Source organism: Brevibacillus laterosporus, from assembly GCA_007833815.1.
In the GTDB taxonomy this organism is placed as follows: domain Bacteria; phylum Bacillota; class Bacilli; order Brevibacillales; family Brevibacillaceae; genus Brevibacillus_B; species Brevibacillus_B laterosporus_D.
This window is the reverse complement of sequence record CP033464.1, coordinates 3,103,996-3,126,546: the sequence shown is the minus strand read 5'-3', so window position 1 is coordinate 3,126,546 and position 22,551 is coordinate 3,103,996. Positions and strand designations below refer to the sequence as shown.

Annotated in this window: 9 protein-coding genes and 1 pseudogene; all 10 read right to left on the bottom strand. The window is 38.5% G+C overall.

Features of this window, described 5'->3' with window-relative positions; all coding sequences use genetic code 11:
* Positions 1-110 precede the first annotated feature (110 nt).
* Positions 111-3,206, bottom strand: coding sequence for a cyclic peptide export ABC transporter (locus EEL30_16305; protein ID QDX93720.1), 3,096 nt, complete (start codon positions 3,204-3,206; stop codon positions 111-113).
* Between the two features lie 18 nt (positions 3,207-3,224).
* Positions 3,225-7,727 carry an amino acid adenylation domain-containing protein gene (locus EEL30_16300; GenBank protein QDX93719.1) on the bottom strand — a complete coding sequence of 1,501 codons (4,503 nt, stop codon included), beginning with the start codon at positions 7,725-7,727 and terminating at the stop codon, positions 3,225-3,227.
* Positions 7,728-7,992: 265 nt separating this feature from the next.
* Positions 7,993-14,484: a non-ribosomal peptide synthetase gene (locus tag EEL30_16295; protein ID QDX93718.1), complete on the bottom strand. Its 6,492-nt coding sequence runs from the start codon at positions 14,482-14,484 to the stop codon at positions 7,993-7,995.
* Between the two features lie 5 nt (positions 14,485-14,489).
* Positions 14,490-14,674: pseudogene (locus EEL30_16290) on the bottom strand (GNAT family N-acetyltransferase).
* Positions 14,675-15,422: 748 nt separating this feature from the next.
* Positions 15,423-16,778, bottom strand: a complete 1,356-nt coding sequence (gene brnQ, locus EEL30_16285; GenBank protein ID QDX93717.1) for a branched-chain amino acid transport system II carrier protein — start codon at positions 16,776-16,778, stop codon at positions 15,423-15,425.
* A gap of 959 nt (positions 16,779-17,737) precedes the next feature.
* Entirely contained in the window at positions 17,738-18,082 is a 345-nt protein-coding gene (locus tag EEL30_16280; protein QDX93716.1) for a hypothetical protein, read from the bottom strand.
* Positions 18,083-18,301: 219 nt separating this feature from the next.
* Entirely contained in the window at positions 18,302-18,736 is a 435-nt protein-coding gene (locus EEL30_16275; protein QDX93715.1) for a peptidylprolyl isomerase, read from the bottom strand.
* Positions 18,737-18,938: 202 nt separating this feature from the next.
* Complete coding sequence (lysA, locus tag EEL30_16270) at positions 18,939-20,255, bottom strand: diaminopimelate decarboxylase (protein ID QDX93714.1); 1,317 nt, start codon at positions 20,253-20,255, stop codon at positions 18,939-18,941.
* Positions 20,256-20,498: 243 nt separating this feature from the next.
* Positions 20,499-21,968 (bottom strand): spore germination protein, encoded by a 1,470-nt coding sequence (locus EEL30_16265; GenBank protein ID QDX93713.1) that lies wholly within the window; start codon positions 21,966-21,968, stop codon positions 20,499-20,501.
* Positions 21,955-22,536: a stage V sporulation protein AE gene (locus EEL30_16260; GenBank protein ID QDX93712.1), complete on the bottom strand. Its 582-nt coding sequence runs from the start codon at positions 22,534-22,536 to the stop codon at positions 21,955-21,957. Before EEL30_16260 ends, EEL30_16265 begins: the two co-directional genes overlap by 14 nt.
* Positions 22,537-22,551 lie beyond the last annotated feature (15 nt).

Genomic DNA, 22,551 nt, shown 5'->3' with positions numbered 1-22,551 from the left:
TATCTACATCCATCATTCTTATTGTCCAATAGAGAAGAGACTCATTTTTTCCATGCACGCTAAAAATGAGTCTCTTCTGAATGTATTACCAGTCGAATACATGAATTACCTTAAACACTTACAACAGCTTGCACCATTTGTCCCGCATCCATCTTAATCACTTTATCAGCTATGTGGAAGTATTGATCATCATGCGTGATGGCAATAATACACTTCCCTTTTTGTTTCATGTCTGGCAATAATACTTGATAGAAAAAGCGTCTATATTCAGGATCTTGGTCAGCAGCCCATTCATCGAAAAGGCAAATAGGGCGATCTTCGAGATAGGTAATTAAAAGAGCAAGACGCTTTTTTTGCCCAGTTGAGAGTCTAGTTGTGCTAAACATCCCGTTTTCCACTTTCACCTTTTCATGTAATTCTAAGACTTCAAGATAATGTTTTATCTCTTTATCATGACGCTCTGAATCAATACCATATAGACGATCAAATAGATGAAACTCGCCAAAAATCGCAGAGTAATACTGATTTAGCTTCACATGCGAGACCTTGCCTCCGTTTATGGTAATTTCTCCTCTATTGGGAGCATACAAACCGGTCAGTAGCTTCGCGAGTGTTGATTTTCCACTTCCGTTTCCGCCAGTAATAAAAATGATTTCTCCCGACGCAAACTCAAAATTAATAGGTCCTACACTAAAGCTTCGATCATCTGCATTTTTATAATCATAAGACACATCGGTTACGATCATCTTAATCGGCTCCTTGATGTCCTGTGCCGATTCTATTTTCTCTTGCTCTGGATCTTTAGCTAAATCTAAATCTTTGATCATTTTGTTAATGCGTTTCCAACTAATTCGAATCATTACGATTTGTGGGAGTCCATTTAATAAACCGTTAACAGGTCCTGTCATGTATAAGAAGACAAATACATAGTTACGAAGCATATCAGCATTCATCTGTTTAAAAATTTCTGGAAAAATGAACACTACACAACCAATTACGATAATAAACAGTAATTCCCCAATGATAAACACGTTAGCAAATTTCAGATCGCCCTCAGCACGTTTGTCACGGTATTCTGCACAACTCTCTTTAATTGCAACATGAAAATCTTGACGTTTTCCTCTATGCAATGTCAGTTCTTTAAAGCCGCTAGTAAGATCTGTGATAAATTTGAAGAAAACGTTTTGAATATCACGCGTTTTTTCCCACAGCTTGTTTGCCTTTTGTCCGATAAAATAGTAAAACGCTGCTACAAGCCCGATAATAATCAGAGAAAGTACAAACGCATAAAAGTTCATAACCCCCAGATAAATAAAGCAACAAATTAGCGTAATTAAATTAGTCACACTCGTAATAATAACGTTGATTGCTCGACTGATCACTTCTGTGTCATTGTTGAGTGTGGCCTGAATACGACCTTGCTCCATCTCTTCCAAGCTGGTATAGCTAGTCTGAAGTAATTTCTCAACCAGTTCCATCCGCTTTTCATAAACTAATTGGTTGGTCAAGGTAACAAGACGAGAACGGAGTAGCTTTTGACTTACAACATACATAAAAATCCCCATTGTAAAGTAGAACAGTAAACCGTTAACCAAATTATTTGTTCGTGCAAAGGATTCATTAATAATGAAGATAATAAAAGCATTTCCAAACCCGCTAACAATGCTTAACATCGTCAAAGAAAAATAGATATTTTCCTGTTTTTGTTTAGAAAACAAGAGAAGAAGCGAGTAGCAAAAATAGAGAACAAATGTTAGCACAACTCCATACACAGCAATCATGACAGTCTCTGGAGTCCAAACTTCAATAAACTCCCATGTCATTTCCATAAATAGAAGATTTGGTAAATAGAACAAGGATATTGCGAATAAACTCAATAAAAGTAAATGAAAGAGCAGCCCCACAATAACCTCTTTCCCCGTTATCTGAAACTTTCGTTGCTTCTTCAATGTTTGAATAAACATACGTCCTAGTAAGAAAAGGATCGCCAAACAAATTGGAACAAGCACGCAAATAATGGAAAAAGACAACTGATCTAACTTTTTATACATGTCTGAATAAATAGGAGGTACATCTTTTCCCATAAGCAAGTTCATGATTCCCTGCCCAATATTAGCAGTATAGTCACTGTTCATATTTGCTAATACAGCTACCCCAATTTGCTCAGTCGGACGAAACACCATAAACGAACTAAATGTTGGATTGCTCCCGGAGTGTGAGAGTTCCCCATCCCCTTTTTGATAAACCTCCCAACCAGTAGCATATGATGACCCGCTGCCATTAGGTCTCACCTTTCGATCTGGCTCATGAGAAGCTTTAATTAGAGCTGGGTTGAAGCCACCTATGTCAACTGTGCCTACTTGTATTTGCATCCATCTAGCCATATCTATTCCGTTACTTATCATATAGCCAGCTGGTGTATTTCCCCGGAAGCTAGGCGGGTTATATTTTTGTGGTTCCGTAAACCCCATCTTGTAACCAGTAGCCATTTGAGCTTTGTTAACGTTTTGTTCGCCAACATATGTGTGTGGAAGATCAAGAGCTTCTAGGATATTTTCTGTCATATATGTCTCAAAAGATTGATTGGTAACCTTTTCGATCACTAGCCCTAACACATCGTAATTGATAGTCGCATATTCGTACCTTGTACCAGGTTCACGATTCAGTTCTTGGGTAAGTAGTGTTCGTACCGTCTTCTCAAGTGCGCCCTTGTCATTTCCCTCAGGAATGAACCCTATCGACTTGAACGGAATTCCACTCGTATGATGAAGTAATTGACGTAATGTTATCGGTTGAACCTTTCCTTTATAGGAAAGGTTCAACCATGGTAGATATTTTGTCACAGGATCGTTCAAATCAATCAGCCCTTTATCAGCCAATTGTAAAATAGCAAGGCCAGAAATAGCTTTACTATTTGATCCTAATTCAAACAGCGTTTCAATTGTTACAGGCTTTTTGTTTACTATATCAGCATAACCAAAACCTTTTTGGTAAACCGTTTTGTCTTTTTCAACAATAATGACTTGTAAACCTGGAATCTTCGACGTATCCATTTGCTTGGTAATGAATTCTTCCATTCTCTCGATTTCCTGTGTAGATAGTAACATAGTAGCAGCACTTATCTGATTCACTGGAAACACCAAGAATGTAAAGGAAAGCACCCATGTCAAAAACATGGGTAGGCACAACGATTTTGTAACATTCATTTTATATCGTTTCCTTTCTTAGCTGAATAAATCATCAAGATCATCTTGTGTGAGATTAACGGTAGTAAAATCAGAAGGAGTAAAATCTTGTATCTCTTCTGACTGACAGCAATGATTGAGAATATGGCTTGTATTAGTGATGATATTATCCAGAAAATGCTGCATGGCCACTTGATTATGCTTACTTTTATTGTACGTAAGAGAAAGCTGTAATCTTTTCTCTTTGATCATAGCGTTAATTTCGATTAAGCAAGTCATTGCATTTTGTAAAGAAATGTCTGGTCCCGTTTCCTCATGTGCCAAAGAAAGATACTGATTGTCTAATTGATTGTCTACTTCCCCCAGAAAGTTAAAGCGAATACGCTTTTCCTGAGATTGACTGAACTGCCCTGCCAGATAGGTAAGAATTCCAAAGTCTATCCCCTTATTAGGTACCTTTCTGATCTGTTCCTTAAGATGTTTAATGACGTTGGAGATATCCCCTTGAGGAAGCTGTAACCTAAGTGGATACATAGAAGTAAACCACCCGATGGTACGAGTCACATCTATATCAGAAAACAACTGTTCTCTTCCATGACCCTCCAATTCAAGCGTGATTTCTGTTTTACTGGTCAAAGCAGCGGTTGCTAGACTTAATCCCATAATGATAAGCTCATGAGAATGTGTTTGGTAAGCTCGATTGGCGTTAAGCAACAGTTGGTCGGTAGACTCTCTAGTTAATTCAGCACTCAGTGTCTCGCAATTTTCTAGGCGCTCTTCAACTTCACTTTTTGAATTTGATGTGGGAGAATCCAAGGCTTCCTTCCAATATTCCTGATACATCAAAGCTTCTGTTTTACTGTAATGGTCTAGCTCTTCCGCCCATTTCTGCATAGAGTGAGTTTTTGCTGGTAAATGTAGATCACGACCTTCTTCCAAGTCGCGGAAAAGTTGTCCCATATCTTCTAATAAAATTCTCCAAGAGACTCCATCTACAACTAAGTGATGTGCCGTAAGTAGTAATCGAGTCTCATCCTTTCCTAACAGGAACAAAACGGCTTTAAACAATAATCCCTCTTCTAAATCAAAGCTTCTTTTAACTTGCTCCCCAATTTGTTTCAGCTCTTCAAGCTGTTTTTCGGAGGAAATTTCCGACAGATCAACCGTTTCAATCTCAATCATATGAGTTAGATGCTTTTCATTATAAAACAGCACATTTTCCTTCGTATCATAGTTAAGTCGCAATGTATCGTGATGATGAACAATTTTTGTAAGTACCTTGCTTATTTGTTCTGCAGTAAATGCTTTTTTTAGTTGAAGGAGGACAGATTGATTCCAATGTGAAGCCTCGGTTAGATTCTGAGAGAAAAACCATGAAGTGATTGGTGTGGGCTTTATTGTTCCACTCATGGTTGTTTGTGGAGCCGTTGGTTGTTGATTCATTGCAAGTGCAGCCGCAAGTTCATGAATCACAGGAAATGTCATTACATCTCTCACAGTAGCCCCGAGATTCATCTGATTTAATTTACCAACTACTTGAATGGCTTTGATCGAATCTCCACCAAGAAAATAAAAATTTGAATCTAATCCTACCTCTTCTATTTGTAATACCTCTTTTATAACTTTCATCAATATTTCTTCTGTATCATTTAGCAGTTGATCTCCTGCACGATTAGTGTTGTTATCAACAATTGGGTCGGGAAGCTGATTGCGATCAATTTTTCCATTTGATGTTAACGGCAATTTGTCAACTGTAACAAAGTACGTTGGAATCATATAAGAAGGCAGTTGATGTGTTAGCTTTTGGCGAATTTCTGGAATGGACATTTTTTCATCTGCAATTATATATGCACACAGATACTTATACCCGTTCTCCTCTACTCGATCAATGACCACCGCTTCTTTAACAGATGTGAAACTGGTCAAGCAGTTCTCGATTTCACCTAATTCAATACGATATCCTTTCATTTTTACCTGATGATCTATTCTTCCCACATACTCTACATCTTGGGAGGCGAGCATTCTAGCCAGATCACCAGTTTTGTAAATGCGAGACCCTTGTCTAAACGGATTGTCCAAAAAACGCTCCTGTGTCAAATCCTCTCTAGACAAATACCCTCTTGCAACGCCATCACCTGAAATATATACCTCTCCCGCTACACCATCAGGTACGGGTTGTAGCTGATCATTTAGTAGATAGATTTGCACGTTATTTATCGGTCGACCAATTGGCACAGACCCAGTCCGATCTGTTTCTGGATTATACTCATAGATCATACACCCCACTACTGTTTCTGTCGGGCCATACTCATTGTAAATGCAAATATTTCCCTCAAAACTCTCATAGATTTTAGCAGCAAGCGATGTTTTAAGGTCTTCTCCTCCAACGATGAATCGTTTGATTGACGATTGTCGATTATCTCTGTCACTAATTAACGCAAGATGCGCAGGTGTCAGTTTAAGTATGTTGACGCGATTCTCACGAAGAATGGTGTCCAGAACGAATTCAGAACCATTTTCTACATAAACCACGATTTCGTTTCCATTTAGGAGTGGAGCGAAAATGGAAGTAACTGTTAAATCAAAAGCTAAAGAGGAATATAGTGCAAAGGATTCATCCTGAGACTGTATGTACATCTGTTTCGCCCAATGGATGTAGTTGATTAATCCTCTATGTTCGATTAACGTTCCCTTTGGTTTTCCAGTAGAGCCCGAGGTATAAATCACATAAACCAAATCACTTGGTTCGTTTATGTCCGTGAGATTATGTGACTCTAATGCATAGGTAGTTGGATCATCAAGACGGATAACCTCTCCATTGAAGCCTTCTATATCCACATCCACATTTGATAGTAAAAGCTTGGTCTGACTATTTTGCAAAATATATGCAACGCGATCGGTTGGATAATCAGGATCAATCGGCACATAGGCACAACCTGCTTTTAACACAGCCCAAATCCCCACAACCATATCATACGAATGTCTCATATAAATACTAACTAGTTGGTCTGGCTTAACGCCTTTAGCTCGAATCGTACGAGCTAATCTATTGGCTTGTTCGTTAAGCTGATGATATGTATACGTTTGATCTTGAAAGCGTACAGCAACACGATTTGGAGTTAACGCTACCTGATCCTCAAAAAGCTGATGTATAGTCTTGTCTTTTGGGAAAAACGCATCTGTTTGATTTCGACCATAGATATGATCATGTTTCTCTCGATCACTTAAAAGAGAGACTTCCTTAATCGACTTCTCTGGCTGTTGTATCATCTGTTCAAGAACATACATCAATCGACTGTGTATTTCTTCGATCTGCTCATTTGTATAGTCACTGGTTTTATAATCATAGAACAATGTAATTTTATTCTCACTTGACCATTCTTTTATTACCAATTGTAATGAGTAGGCCTGATAGCCACTATAAAATTCTAGATTATCAATGTTAATTCCCTCAAGCTCATTAACTAGCTTTGTTCCGTAGTAATTCACACAAATTTGGAAGAGACTATCATATCCCTTTTTCTTTAATTCTAAATTGCTAATTAGAAGATCATACGGATATCTTTGATGAAAAAAATTACTTAACATCTCATTATGAACTCTCTTGTATAAACTAGTCAGTGTTTCAGTATCTTCTAACTCCATGCGAAATGGCATGGAACTAGTAAACATACCAAAGATATTTTTCTCTTTATTCCCTGAACGATTAAGAACCGGGATACCAAGTATTTGATCTTTGGTTTGCTGTGTTTTGTATTGATAAAGTAAAACAAGCATAATGAACAGTGAGCTTAGCGATAGATTATGCTCAGTAGCAAACTCATTAATACGACTCGATAATTCTTTATCAAGATCGATGCTTTTTCTATGCCCTTCCACTTTATCTGAACTCTTACTCAAGAAGCTTTCAGGAAGTGCTTGAAATTTTTCATTCCAGTATTTCTTATTTTTTTCAAAACGGTTGGAAGATAGATATTTTTGTTCTTGTTGTAAATAATCGAGATACGAGTATTCAACTTCTCTAGATATTTTCTCACCATTTTTTATTTTTTGATAAATCTCCCCAATTTGGTTGGTCATAATATTGATAGACCAGCCATCGGCAATGATATGATGCAATTTGATGAAATATCCTGTATATTTCTCATGAACGCGAAAGGTAGCAAAGTAAAACAAAGGATGATCAGCAAGTACAAATGGCTTTTTGAACTCTGACTCGGCCCATTGCATTACCTCTTCTTCAGCTTGAATCGAATGACTGAAGTCATAGAAGGGTACGGAAAAATCATTCAACTCTACAACGTATTGATTTACAAAGCTATCTTTCTCATGCATGTGTAGCCTCAAACCATCATTCTTGTTTATAAAAATCTGAATAGCTTGAGTAAGATAGGTAATATTAACAGAACCATTCATTCGAACGACTCCTCCAATATTGTACATGGAGGTGTGAGGATATGTTTTCTCAATATACCATACCCGTTTTTGGGAATGTGAAAGTGGATAATACGTACGCGTAACGGTCAAAATAATCTCCCTCACTTTCTGGTAATTAGATAACTTCTAAAAAAACAACGAGTTTTCCTATTTCTATTTCAAACCTATTAGTATGTAAAGCTAGCGATTTCTGGCTTAATCATATGAGTCACGATTTATTTTTATATAAATCAAGTAAGGTTATGTTATTTTATTAAGCCACGTACTTTTTCCTTACCAGTCACAAAGTATCCCATATTGTTAAAATTTTAATTTTAATTCTATTTCATTTTATTAAAACAAACACTGAATGTAAAACATATTATCTCATTTATTCAATTTTTTTACTTTTTATATAATCCCCAAGTAAAGTAGCCATCTTTTGGACATGAGGCATTTCTAACATAGTATAATGATTGCCCGTAATATATGTTGAATGTATTTTCCCCATGGTAAATTCATTCCAGCGTGCTATATCAGCGATCGTCGCGGATTGATGCTGAACCGACGATTCTAAAGCAAGAAAGAGGTGTAGATCAGAGTCGATTTTCCCAAGAAGATGATATTTGTGTATTGCTAAGCCATTTGTTGCATGAATACGTAGTTTAGGAAGCAAAGCCTGTCCATACACTTCATCTGGAAATAGTTTTTGTTTGCGCGCCTCTTCCCAGCAAAATTTCATTTTTTCCTCTTCGCCTAATTCTGCTAAATCCTCTTGATCTATGCCGTTATAAAGAGCGTATTGAATAATAGTATCCAAGTTTTCATAACGTTGGTCAAAACTGATACGGTCCTTTTCAGTTAGCGGGAGACAATCTACCAATACCAGTAATTCTACCTTCTCCCCCTTCTGTTCTAATTGTTTGGTCATCTCATAAGCAACCAGACCTCCAAATGACCAGCCAACTAGTTGGATAGGCATAGTTGGCGTAATTCGGCGAATAGAAGCATTAAAGTGTGTGGCCATTTCTTCCACTGTTGTCAACATCTCTGCTTCGCCATCATACCCAACGGCTTGAATGCCATAAACGTTACGCTCCCCTCCTATAGCTTGTGCTAGATGAGAAAAATTAATGACTCCCCCTCCCTGACCATGAATAATGAATAGTGGTGGGACATCAGGATTTCCTTGCTGAAGCAGGATAACAGTCTCCTCTTTACTTGCCTCTTGCATCTGAAGATGTTCACAAAGACCTGCAATAGTAGGAGCCTTAAACAAATCTGACAAAGGAAGATTTATTCCAAAGCGTTGGTTGATCTGACTAACAAGCACAAAGGCTTTGAGTGAATGACCTCCTAGCATAAAGAAGTTATCCATAACACCAATAGGTTTAACCTCAAGAATTTTCTCCCACAACAACACCATTTGCTCTTCAAATTCGTTTCGCGGTGCAGAGTAACTATGTTCATTTACATGAATGCTCCCATCTGGCTCAGGCAAAATTTTGCGATCTATTTTCCCATTAGGAGTTAATGAAAATTCATCTACTGCGATAAAAACGCTTGGCAACATATAATCTGGTAAAAAAGTAGCAAGCCATTGATGCAATTTTTGTGTAGCATCTGGAGCTGAATTCCATTCTTTATTTTGAAAAACAACGTATGCACACAAATATTTAAATTCATAAGAATCCGTCTTAGTCATAACTAGTGCCGCTTCAATCTCAGGATGACGTAACAATTGAGTCTCTATTTCGCCAAGCTCAACACGGTAACCACGAATTTTTACTTGATGATCCGTTCGTCCCATAAACTCTAAATTTCCATCCTCTGCCCATCTTGCTTTATCTCCTGTGCAGTACATCAGAGTATGTGGGTGAAATGGGTTCGTCTTAAAACGGTCTTCTGTCATCTTTTCTTGATTCCAATAACCAAGGGATAATCCATCACCTGATACCCAAAGTTCACCTATCACACCTCTTGGCACAAGGTGGCACTGGGCATCTAGAATGTAAATCTGCATATTGCCCAATGGCTTACCAATTGGAACATATTTACCCCTTATCTCGTTTTTTTCATAGCGGTAGGTTGTACAACAGATGGTAGCCTCGCTCGGTCCATATCCATTGACTATGAGCATTTCTGGATTCAGAGATAGAAATTGATCCAATACCTCATCCTTTATTGGCTCAACACCAACAAGCATTTTATTCAAGACAAAACCATCAGGCGAAAGAAGAATAGTCTCATACAACTGGGTAAGGAGAGCAGGTGGTATATAAGCTAGAGTTACCTCTTCTTCCTCTATCGTTTTAGCAAGAAGCTTGACATCAAATTTATGCCCATTAAAAAGGACCAGTGTTCCACCATTAGTCAACGCCTGAAAAATCTCAAAGCAACTAACGTCAAATGAAATATCTGTAGAAAGGAGAAACCGGTCTTTATAGCTGATCGTTCCCAAATATTCTTTATTCATAGCAGTGACAAAATGATGCAGGGCCTTATGCTGAACCATCACGCCTTTTGGTTTACCTGTTGAACCAGAGGTATAGATGATATACAGAAGGTCATCTGCATTAGTATCACGCTCGAAATTGTCTGCATTGCCTTCCAATCGTATTTCATCCATGAAAATCCACTCGCCATCAAATCGTACATTGGTAAGGAGATTTCGCTTGGTTAAAACCAAGCCCACTTCACTATCTTCCAACATATACTCAATTCGTTCGTTCGGATAATTCGTCGACAGTGGTACATACGCCCCTCCAGCTTTTACTATGGCTAGAATGCTAATAAGTAGCTCAGGAGTACAATCCATCATCACCCCAATAGGTTGATTACGCTCAACCCCTTTGGCACGAAGAAACCTGGCAAGCCGGTTAGCTGCTTCATTCAATTCTCGATAACGTAGTATCCCCCCATCTGAAACAACCGCAATGTGATCAGGATGCAAAATAACTTGTTGCTCAATTAAATCAGTAATGGTTTGTTCTTTGTTATAAGAAATAGCGATTTGATTGTTGACGGATAACAATTCGTGTTTTTCTTCTAGACTCAGTATTTCTAATTCGCCGATAGTACGTTCGGGTTCTCGAGCAGCTACTTCCATTACTGTTATAAAATGCTTTAGCATCCTCTCTGCTGATTCCTTCCTCCACAGTTCAGAGGAAAATTCCCATGAGACTTGTAATTGATCTTCATATTCAACAGCAACCACGGTTATATCAAATTTAGCAATATCATGATCTTGCATGTTTGGTAGAATCGCAATTCCATCAAGCTCGACGCTTTGTTTCTCATAGCTTTGGAGTGTCAGCATGGTGTCAAATAGTGGATTTCGTCCCATATCTCTAGTTAACTTAAGATTCTCCACCAAGTCATCGAGAGAATAATCCTGATGATTAAACACCTGAATGGTTTGTTGCTTTACTTCTTCTAAAAAAGAAGCAAATGCTTTACTTGGCATAGGTTTATTTCGAATGGCCACCGTATTAACGAACATTCCGATGACAGATTCCACATCGCTTACACTCCGCCCAGCTACTGCTGTTCCTACAACAATATCTTCCTGATTGCTGTATTTGGCGAGCAGTATATTGTACGTAGCAAGCAGAAACATGTAGAGAGTAGTCTCTGTTTTCTGACAGAGTCGCTTTACAGCCTCAAACTGTTCCCCAGATAACGAGGCGGTTATTAACCCACCCTTGAAACTTTGGAGTTTTGGTCGCATAAAATCAGTTGGTAGGTTGAGCACAGGTATTTCATCAGAAAATTGTGTTAGCCAAAACTGTTTTTGCTGCTTGTACTCTTCCGATTGCTCCCACTTATTTTGCCACATAGCATAGTCTTTATAATGAATGGTAAGCGGCGACAGATTCTGACCGTGATAAGCTTTTTCCAGCTCTGCGAAAAGAATATTTATCGAGACACCATCAGATATAATATGATGCATGTCAATCATCAGAAGACATTCATCATTGTTCAGAGACACAAAACCTGCACGGAATAATGGAGCTACACCTAAATCAAATGTTTGAAAGAATGACTGAATAACTTGCTTCTCTTCTAATTCTGTAGCTTCTAGAAGAGATAGCGTGAAATCTATACGAGTATGAACCCGTTGCATGGGAACACTATCAATCACATGAAAAGAAGTACGTAGCGCTTCATGACGATTAATGAGAGTTTGAAATGCCTTCTCCAACTTATCCAGGTTTATGTTTCCAGTAAAACGCCAGATGGTAGGCATATTGTATGCGGTCTCTGCCCCTTCAAATTGATGAAGTAAGAACAAACGGCGTTGCATCGAAGAGAGTGGATAATATTCTCTATGCTCAGAAACTTCTATCTTTCTTGTTATTCTTTTTTCTGCGTGGGCAATCATTTTTACTTGATTGCCCACGGTTGAATGCATAAAAATATCCTTCAGCGTTATATGAGTACCATATGTTTTGCTGATTTGGTGAGCCAGTTTGATAGCTGATAGAGAATGACCACCTAATTGAAAGAAGTTATCTGTAACCCCAACCAACTCTCTTTTCAAAATATTTTTCCAAATGAAAACCAACTGCTCCTCCATCTCACTGCCTGGAGCAACGTAAGAAAGCTGGGCAAGTTCATGGGCATCTGGTTTTGGCAAAGCATGGCGATTGATTTTACCGTTTGAAGTGAGCGGGATATTTTTTAGTCGGATGAAAAATATTGGGATCATATACTCCGGTACTTTCCGTTGGAGAAATTCACGTAATTCACCTTGTCCCAGTTCTTCATCAGAAAGATAATAACTGCACAGCTCATTTTCGTTTTGCTCATTGGGCATAGCCAATACAATCGCTTCATGGATCGACGGATGACTTATTACATGCTTTTCAATCTCGTCTATCTCGATGCGATATCCTCGAATTTTTACTTGATGATCTATACGTCCCAGAAATTGAACTGTACCCGCTTCATCCCATCGCGCCATATCTCCGGTTCGATAAAGTCGTTCACCAGCTTGAAATGGATGGGCTATAAATTTCTCTTTCGTTAACTCTGGTTGTCCAAGGTAACCACGTGCAAGCCCTTTTCCAGCAATACACAATTCACCAGGTACCCCTATTGGAACATACTGCAAATCCTTATTTAGAATGAATACTTCCGCTTGATGAATTGGTGTACCGATAGTTGGACATTCTTCAAATCTACCCCATTCGTCAAACTCAATTGGCATAGCCAGAGTACCAATTGTTGACTCGGTTGGGCCATAGTGGTTCATTATGGTTACAGCAGGATAGTAACTATGGAACTTAGCAACATCAAGTGGCTGAATAGATTCTCCTCCTGAAACGACTAAACGCAGTGCTGTCATGTCGGATGTATGTAACCCGTCAATTGCTTGTACTAGTAATGAAAAAAGAGACGGTGTCAGTTTTAAAAAGCTGAGCTGCTGATCTTTGATGTAATTCAGTAAGCTATCAGGGTGCAGATATGTATCTTTTGGCACTATATGCAAGGTACATCCATTTAGCAGTGCTGGAAAAAGACTCGTATATCCTAAATCAAATGCATAGGAAGATAAGAGCATTGTGCTGTCTGTTTCTGTTATGCTAGCCTGCCTACTGAACCAGGTTACATAATTGATCAGGTTCCGATGCTCTACCATCACACCTTTTGGTTTGCCAGTTGTACCTGAGGTATAGATGACATATAGCAGATGAGCTGATGTCTGAATCGGTGTAAGATTGGACATATCACCAACATATAACTCATCCCCATCTAGGCTAATTATTTCTCCCTCAAACTCTACATCGCTTCCTAGTTTCTTGTGCGTTAACAAAAAGCGAGACTCACTGTCGGCTAGCATATAGCTTATGCGCTCTGAAGGATTCTCAGGATCGATGGGAAGAAAGGCACTGCCTGCCTTGAGAATACCTAAGATACCTATCATCATCTCCAAGGACCGCTCTACCATCAGAGCAACTACTTCATCTTTCTCTACACCTTTTTCTCGTAAGTTCCTTGCCAATTGATTTGCTTTCTCGTTTAGTTGTCGGTATGTTAACATCTGCTGCTCTTGGTATACCACAGCTACCTTATTTGGATGACGTTCAGCTTGATGTTCAAACACTTGATGTACTAACATATCTGTCGGATATGATTCAAGTGTTTGAGAAAAAGAAGCAAGCTGGACTTTTTCATCTTCACTCATCAGCTCAATTTCACTCAAAGATATCGTTACATTTGTTGAAATCGTGCGAAGAATATTTTTGTAGTGAGTGAAAAATCGCTCCAGCGTTTGTGACTTATACAGCGATTTATCATAATGAAGATGTACATTTATCGTTTTATCTGTCTTTGAAAAAAGAAGTATAAGGCCTACCTCTTGTGCCTCGATAAACTCTCTATCGTGTATGCTATCAAGTGCTACAACCACATTAATAAATGGAGAAACAGAGCCCTCAGGATTAATTCCCAACTCTTCAAAGATATGATGAAGAGGAAAATCCTGATGCTTGTATGAATCCGTAAGAGACTGTTTCACATCCATAATAAATTGTTTGGAGGCTAGATGTGGAGCTGGATTAGAGACGATAGGGACCAGTCTTGTTGTCGGTGAAAGATTTGGTGCGCCTATACAAACCTCTGTTTGTTGGGTATATTTATGTAGCCAAATTTTTGCCGTGGCTAACAAAAAGGTATACACAAGCACATCAGAATTTTTACAAACTTGAATCAGCCTGTCTGTAATATCCTGTTCAATAGATAATTGCAGTGATGCCTTACATTTGGTTTGACCTACGTAAGGATAGTCTGTGGGAACCATAGAGGGGATGAACTCACCACCAAGTTTAGAAAGCCAAAATTGTTTTTGTTCAATCACTCTATTGTTAAAGACTTTCATAGTATTTATTTGCCACCTTCCTCTTCATATAATCGGTGCCAGAATATATGGCTGGTTTATTGTTACTCATCTGCATAACCATATAGTTTCCTTGATTGTTTGCAAAACATTGTTTCAACGCCCTTTTTGCGAATCCTTTTTTGCGATAATTATTGAGGACAAATAGCTCATTCACATAGAAATCTACACCTTCCCGAAGATTTTTATTGAAAATTACACAAATATGAAATAGTTGATCTTTTTAATCAATAAAAATGGGCTTTGTGCTTCTTCAGTTACATAGCGTATGAGACCTTCATAAATCGCTTTGTGGAAAGAACGTTACTATCCACTAACAATTGAACAAATGAACTGTATCTTTAGCATCCTTCTCTGGTACGATTACGAAATAAACGAAATGAAGAAATTTTCAAAACAACAAAAAAATAAGAACGATCGTATTTAGAAATAATTGTTCTTCAGTCCTAGTTATTTATTGTTTTACTATTATTTAACTTCAAAATGGATAATCCTGCAAGTATCTTGTTAAATTATATTAAAAAATAATTTGATAATTGAGTATTTATTAAAAATACCTTAAGTTGATCATAACAATGAAAAATATTTATTTTGAATTTTATAACCTTTTTGTTTGTACATAACGTATTTAGATAAAATGTAATTGTTGCAATATGCTTTTTTTAAAGAGTAAATAACTTTTCTCACATTAAAAAAGATTGACTTCCATATAATCTCCATTGCATCATCTGTTTGATCCCTCATCCAGAAATATTCTTGTTTACACAATCTTATCCTAAATAGAATAAAGTCTTAAAGACACAAAATACCCCAGCACCAATACGGTACTGGGATTGCTTTATTGAAACAGATCTCTTTTGCCATACTTCCTTCTGGGCTTCTTTTTCCCAGTCTGTCTTAAAATTGCTCAGAACTATTTACTAGCAAGAATCATTTTTTTCTATGAGTTGAGGTGCTGTACTTCCTTTCTTCTTTTTACTAAAGGAGATTACATATCCAAGAAGTGCTCCTACTACCCCTGGAATAATCCATCCAAGACCTTCTGCATGCATGGGTAAATATCTCAGTAGGTTATCAAATGCAAGAGAATGAAATCCTACTTGGCCACATGCATCAGTAATGCTGATAATTCCAACAAATAACATACTGCAAACATAAACAATGGAATCACCTTTCAGTACGTCATTCGCAAATGAAAGAACAATCAGAGTAATAGCTAACGGATATATAGCAGACAATACCGGTACTGAAATCGATAAAATTCCACTCAATCCCATGTTAGCAAAAAACATACTTATTAAGGCAAGTACTGTTACCCACATTTTATATGAAACTCTAGGTACCAATGTTGCAAAGTACTGACTGCAAGAGGTAATTAGACCAACTGACGTCGTTAAGCATGCCAGCGAAAATACAAGACCTAATAATATCACTCCTGGTTTTCCAAACAAATAAAGTACCACGTTTGTTAAAGTTTGAGCACCATTCTCCGCCACTCCAAACATGTGTGAACTAGCTGCTCCCAGATAACCCAGTAAAACATAAATTGACACCAGAATGGCTCCAGCAATCAATCCTGCATAGACAGTAGTAGCGATCAATGACTTCTTTTCTTTAATGCCCTTTTGCTTAAGAGTCACTGAAATTACAATACCAAAATTAAGAGCTGCAATTGTATCCATGGTTAAGTAACCATCCAAAAAACCATTGAAGTAAGGAGTTTGTACGTAGCTTTCAATTGGACTATCAAAAGACCCCATAGGTTTAAATAAGCTATAGATGAAAATGCCCGCAAGTAAAATCAATAAGGATGGTGTTAGTACCTTTCCAAATCGATCAGATAGTTTATCAGGGTTTAAACAAAGCCAAAAGGCAATTAAAAAATAAACCAGCGTATAGAGTAATAGAATCCAACTATTTTGTTGCCATTCTGTTGGTAAAAAAGGAGCTACTCCCATTTCAAAGGCCAAGCTTCCATTACGCGGAATCCCTAAAAAAGGTCCGATCGACAAATAGATAAGAAGGGTGAAGATTAATGCAAAAATAGGATGAACTCGTTTTGCTAAATGGTGTAGGCCATCTGACTTCGCTACTGCAACAACACCCAAAATAGGAAGCCCAACAGCAGAGATAATAAAACCACTCATTGCTTGCCAAAAGTTAGTCCCTGCTGATTGCCCTAAATAAGGTGGAAAGATTAAATTACCAGCTCCAAAAAATAACGAAAAAACCATAAAACTAACTAACAGTAAATCTTTTTTTGATAACCTCTGCATATTTATTCTCCTCACTACAATTCATTTTCTTGTTTGAACGGATCCATGCTACTGTTAATCTGAATCTCAATTTCCATTGTGATCTCTCCTTTTAATTTATATATAAGTTAACATCCCTGAATAGTAGGAATTAATAGTGCTAGTAGCCAGAAAACAGTCAGTAATTCAGTCTAAAATTCGAATACGCCTCGCAGTAAACTATAAAAAAAACGCCTCAGTAACCAAGCGGGTGTTTGATCTACAAACACTTCTCTTTTGGTTACTGAGGCGAAGAAAACGCGGTACCACTCAGCTTTTCTGTCTTCTCACGAAAAACAGACTTTGCTAGTCCATACTGAACTATAATCAAATAACGGTGATTTTTCCGTTGTTCTCTACTATGACATTGTATTAGTTGTCATTTCAAAAACAAAGCTCTTAGGTGATATTCAAAGAAGTATAATGACCATCCTTTCAGCCAGGGGACAGCTCTCTGCACATTAAATCCTTCTTTTACTTCTCCTCTTCAACACTTTCTACATATGTAGTTATAGTGAAAAACTCTCGTCTCTGCAATCAACGGCTACGTTTTGATTGCAGAGACGAGAGTTTCGCGGTACCACTCAGCTTTTCTGCCTTCCTCACGAAAAGCAGACTTATCAAGTCTAAAAAAAGACTTCGTTCCTTTTAACGGGGGGACAATCCGTTGTTAGCTACTTCGATAGATTAGATTCATCGTTCGTTAACAAAGCTCCGAGGTGATATTCAAAGGGAAATAACGACCATCCTTTCAGCTCTAGGGATGGCTCTCTATCGTCAGTTCTTATCTTCTACTTGTCCTCATCACAACTTTTAAATTTGTTTGATTTGTTAGTATTATAGTAATTTTTTGAGGTTAATGTCAATCATTTTTAATTTAAATAAAAAAATTTAAAAATTCTGCACATATTTTAACTCTATCTCCAATTTACTTCCATAAACTACTCTACAAATGAATGATCCTCTTCTATAACCCCTCTAACAATAAGTAACTCATCTGTCAGTCCAAACTCCGTAGGAAGTTGACGGTCTAGTATTAAAAAAACATTACTTAACAAAACTCTTTTACGTACCCCTTCTAAATCCCCAACAATCCTATTCAAGACAGGTTTTCTATCTTCATTCAAGCTATTATTAATCATATCTCTAATTTTAGAGGAAGCTTTAAAAGCCAGCTTTACTTTAGCACCTGCTCCCTTCACATTTGGTTTGACAATAACATATTTGATTCTGTCAATTGGATCTCCGTTCTCATCATAAACATAAGCGTTTACAACTCTAAACATTTTATCAGCTCATCCCTATAGTATTACGTACATATAATTATAGCACTAATACGTTGAGATGTTCATAATTTCAGTAAAAGTCTTTGATTTTTCTAAGGTTTCAGCTATAAATCAATGTAAAATATTTTAAATTAGGAGCTTGAGTAAAAAAATCCTCCTGGAATACTTTTACGTATTATCAAGGAGGATTTCTTTTTCACGATATTATTTTATCTTATCCTATTCTTCCCAAAGCTTCACTTCAGCCATTTTTTCGCCTTGCTTAATTTTATCAACATGCTCCATACCTTCGATCACTTGACCAAATACAGTATGGACGCCATCTAGATGTGGGAATGCATCATATCCGATAAAGAATTGGCTACCGCCCGTATCTTTACCTGCATGTGCCATGGACAATGCGCCACGAACGTGTTTGTGTGGATTTCCTTGTGTTTCACATTTGATTGTGTAACCAGGACCACCTGTACCCATTCCGTTCGGGCAACCACCTTGTGCTACAAAACCTGGGATAACACGGTGGAAAGTCAGACCATTGTAGAACCCTTCATTTGCTAGTTTTTCAAAGTTTGCAACCGTTCCAGGCGCTTCGTTATGGAAGAATTCAATAACAACCTTATTTCCGTTCTCTAGGGTAATTTGCCCTTTTTTCATATGTATGTACCTCCATTATTTCCATTCCCTTAAAAGGGTAAAATAGTTAGTCCACTTGCTTATGCAACCAAGTGGTTTTTATCCCTTTTATATTATCCTGTTCAATTACTAATAGCAAGTTATCGTTGTTCCGAGCAAAAAAAAAAGAGACCCAATGTCTGATATCTCTTTTCTTTGCTTACTTTATAATGTAACACATTATTTATAGAGAGACTTTTGTATATAAGCGGTCATTACGAATCAGATCCATCAATGATTCGCGTTGAACAACCAATTCCGCTTCTCCCTCTTTAACAAATACCACAGCAGGACGTGTAATTCTATTATAGTTATTTGCCATTGCGTATCCGTAGGCTCCCGTACTGGAAACTGCCAATACATCCCCAGGTCGATGAGAGGATAAGTGAACATCCCAGATAAGCATATCACCAGTTTCACAGCATTTACCGGCTATCGAGACCAGTTCTGTAGCTGGTTCATGTAGACGATTTGCTACGCAAGCCTCATACTTGGCTTGGTATAGAGCAGGACGCAGATTGTCAGTCATCCCGCCATCAATCGCTACATATTTGCGAACATGAGGGATTTCTTTCGTCGCCCCAATCGTATACAAGGTTGTCCCAGCATCTCCAATGATACTCCGGCCTGGTTCAATCCAAATTTCCGGGAAAGGCAAGTCATGCTTTGTAAACTCATCACGCACGCTACTGGTAATCGCTTCGATGTAGTCTTTTGCTGCAAGAGGTGTATCCCCTTCTACATAGCGAATACCAAATCCGCCGCCGACATTAAATACCTGGCAAGTAACACCAAGCGTCTTTCTCACAGCCGCTAAAAATTCAGTCAAACGTTGAATAGCTAAAAGAAAACCATCTGTCTCGAAAATTTGTGAGCCTATATGACAATGAATCCCTAGCAACTGTAACGCTTTGCTTTCATGAACCACTTCAATAGCTTTCATTGCTTGATTGCTAATCATGTCAAATCCAAATTTCGAATCCTGCTGTCCAGTGGATATATATTCATGCGTGTGTGCCTCTACGCCAGGTGTAAGACGTAGTAAAACATTGGCTGTCAATCCACGTTCTGTAGCCAGCGAATTCAACATGTCTAACTCATAAAAGTTATCTGCCACAAAACAGCCTATATTGGCTTCCAGAGCCATAATTAATTCTTGCATGGATTTATTATTACCATGGAAATGAATTCGTTCTGCCGGGAATCCCGCCGCTAAAGCTGTGTATAGCTCCCCTGCTGAAACCACATCCAGAGATAACCCTTCCTCTTCTACTAACTTACACATCGCCATCGTGCAAAATGCTTTACTAGCATAAGCCACTTGGAAAGGAAATTCACTTTGCTGAAAGGCCGCTACATAAGCACGGCACTTTTCCCGAATTAATGTTTCATCATAGACGTATAATGGAGTCTGATATTGCTCTACTAGCTGACTAGTATCACATCCTCCAATTTCTAGGTGTCCTTTTTCGTTGATGCGACTGGTGCCATGCAAAAACATATCGTTTGCCTCCCCTTATCCACTTTCTCTGCTGCGCTGGTAGTATCTGTCTCTTTGACCAAAAATCATGAAGCTATTCTGTCTTTTTCATGTTTTTCGACTTTTGCAGAGAGGAGATAGCGAGGATCATACATTGCTGACTCGCTATTCATCCTGTATTTTTATGCGTATACCTAATTTTTAAGCATTAATATACCACAGCAAGTAACCAAATCCAAGAGATATATGACTATGCCTACCAATCTATTGCCTGTTCGCATTTTGGGAACGAACAATGCTTGGCCGTTTCCCCTGATTAGGCACAGGCGTACGGAACAAAATCTCTTTAAGCCCATCATAGTTAAACGGAATAAATGGCCACAAATAAGGGGTATCTATTGATCTAGTCATCGCAAGAACAAGCAAGACGAAGGCACAGCCAAACATATAGCCCGGCAATCCAAAAAATCCAGTACTCAACAACAAGAGTAATCGCACCAACCGATTGGCCATGCTGAGTTCATAGCTAGGAGTTGCATAGGTGCCGATCGCAGCCATAGCTAGGTATAGGATAACTTCAGGTGAGAACAACCCTACTTTAACAGCGATCTCCCCGATTAACATGGTAGCAATAAGTCCCATTGCAATGGAAAGCGGTGCAGGAGTATGTACCGCCGCCATCCTCATTAAGTCCAACCCCAGCTCAGCCAGCAAAAATTGTACCATTAACGGAATAGAACCAGTATTTTTCACACCGAGAAAATCAAGCTGGGCAGGAATATATTCCGTATGCATCACCAATAACAGCCAAAGAGGTGGTAAAATCAAGGAAGCTATGATTCCCAAAAAGCGTACCCAGCGTAGATAAGCTCCAACCACTGGCGTCTGCCTATATTCCTCAGCATGTTGTACATGATGGAAATAGGTGGCAGGTGTGATGATAACGCTAGGTGATGTATCTACATAAATAAGAACATGTCCTTCCAGAAGGTGAATAGCTGCTACGTCTGGCCGTTCCGTATAACGTACCATCGGAAATGGATTGTATGATTTTCCAATAATAAACTCTTCAATGGTTTTCTCTGACATCGGAATCCCATCAATCTGGATCTCCTGAAGTCTTCCCTTTAATTTCTCCACTAAATGCAGATTCGCTACATCAGCCAGATAAGCGATGACTACATCCGTTTTAGAACGTTCCCCTACCTGCATAATTTCATAGCGTAAGCGTTCATCACGTATACGACGACGAGTTAGTGAGGTGTTGGCAACGAGGTTCTCCGTAAAACCATCATGGGCCCCTCGCACAACGCGTTCTGTAGCTGGCTCTTCTGGTGTACGAGTCAGGTAAATTTTTGCATCTAACATCAGGGCTGTATCTTCCCCATCAATCAACATACCGATTTGACCAACCAATACTTTATCCATAAACTCATTGCATGTATTTATCTTTGTTATTTGAAAGAACGGAACATATTTTTGATAAAAGATTTTCCAGTTATCTTCGCCCGTTTCACGTTCCTTAATATTATTTAGATCTTGTAAAATCAAAGTTACAATCTTGCTATCCGCAAATCCGTTAATATAATACAGACTTACTCTAATGCGTCCTACTTTCAGATCATGGACACCAATATCAAAAGATGTGCCTATCCCTAGCTTGTCATCAAGAAACGCTCTATTCTCCTCAAGACTAGGTGCAATAGGTTGTTTGTCTTGTTTATCCTCCGACACTGAACCCACTCCTTTCCATAATCCATTCCACGGCTTTTCTTGTGATGGGACATCCCTTATTAATGTGGTCCCTACCGTCCATTTTTCCAATATCGCCAATTCCAATAATGTGGGCTATATCACATGCATTCAGAATGTCCACAGTGTCTCCGTAGATACGATGTTCAAGTTCTTTGTGTACGACCCCATCCTTATCAACAGCATCTTCAACCACCATTCCCTGCCTCGTAACCGAGTATTTTACCTTCGTACCCGCTACCCATTTCGTATTGGATGCTACTGCTATTGCTCCCATTACGTTAACGTCAGGGTGCTTTGCTACAAAACGAATCGCTTTTTCCCCTCGACCAAAACCATAATTCCCATTGTCATCAAACATGACTAGTACGGGATCGTGAGGGGTCTGTTTAATAAGTGTTACCATCTGTTCCCCTGACAGTGGCGTTGGATTACCTGCGGATAACGAAATACATCTTCCGCCGATTTGTCTAGCTACTTCTTCAATTACTCTCTGCGCGATGTAGTCGCCGTCTGTGATGATGATGACGCGGCGTCGAGCCTGTTTCATTCAACCGCCTCCTCC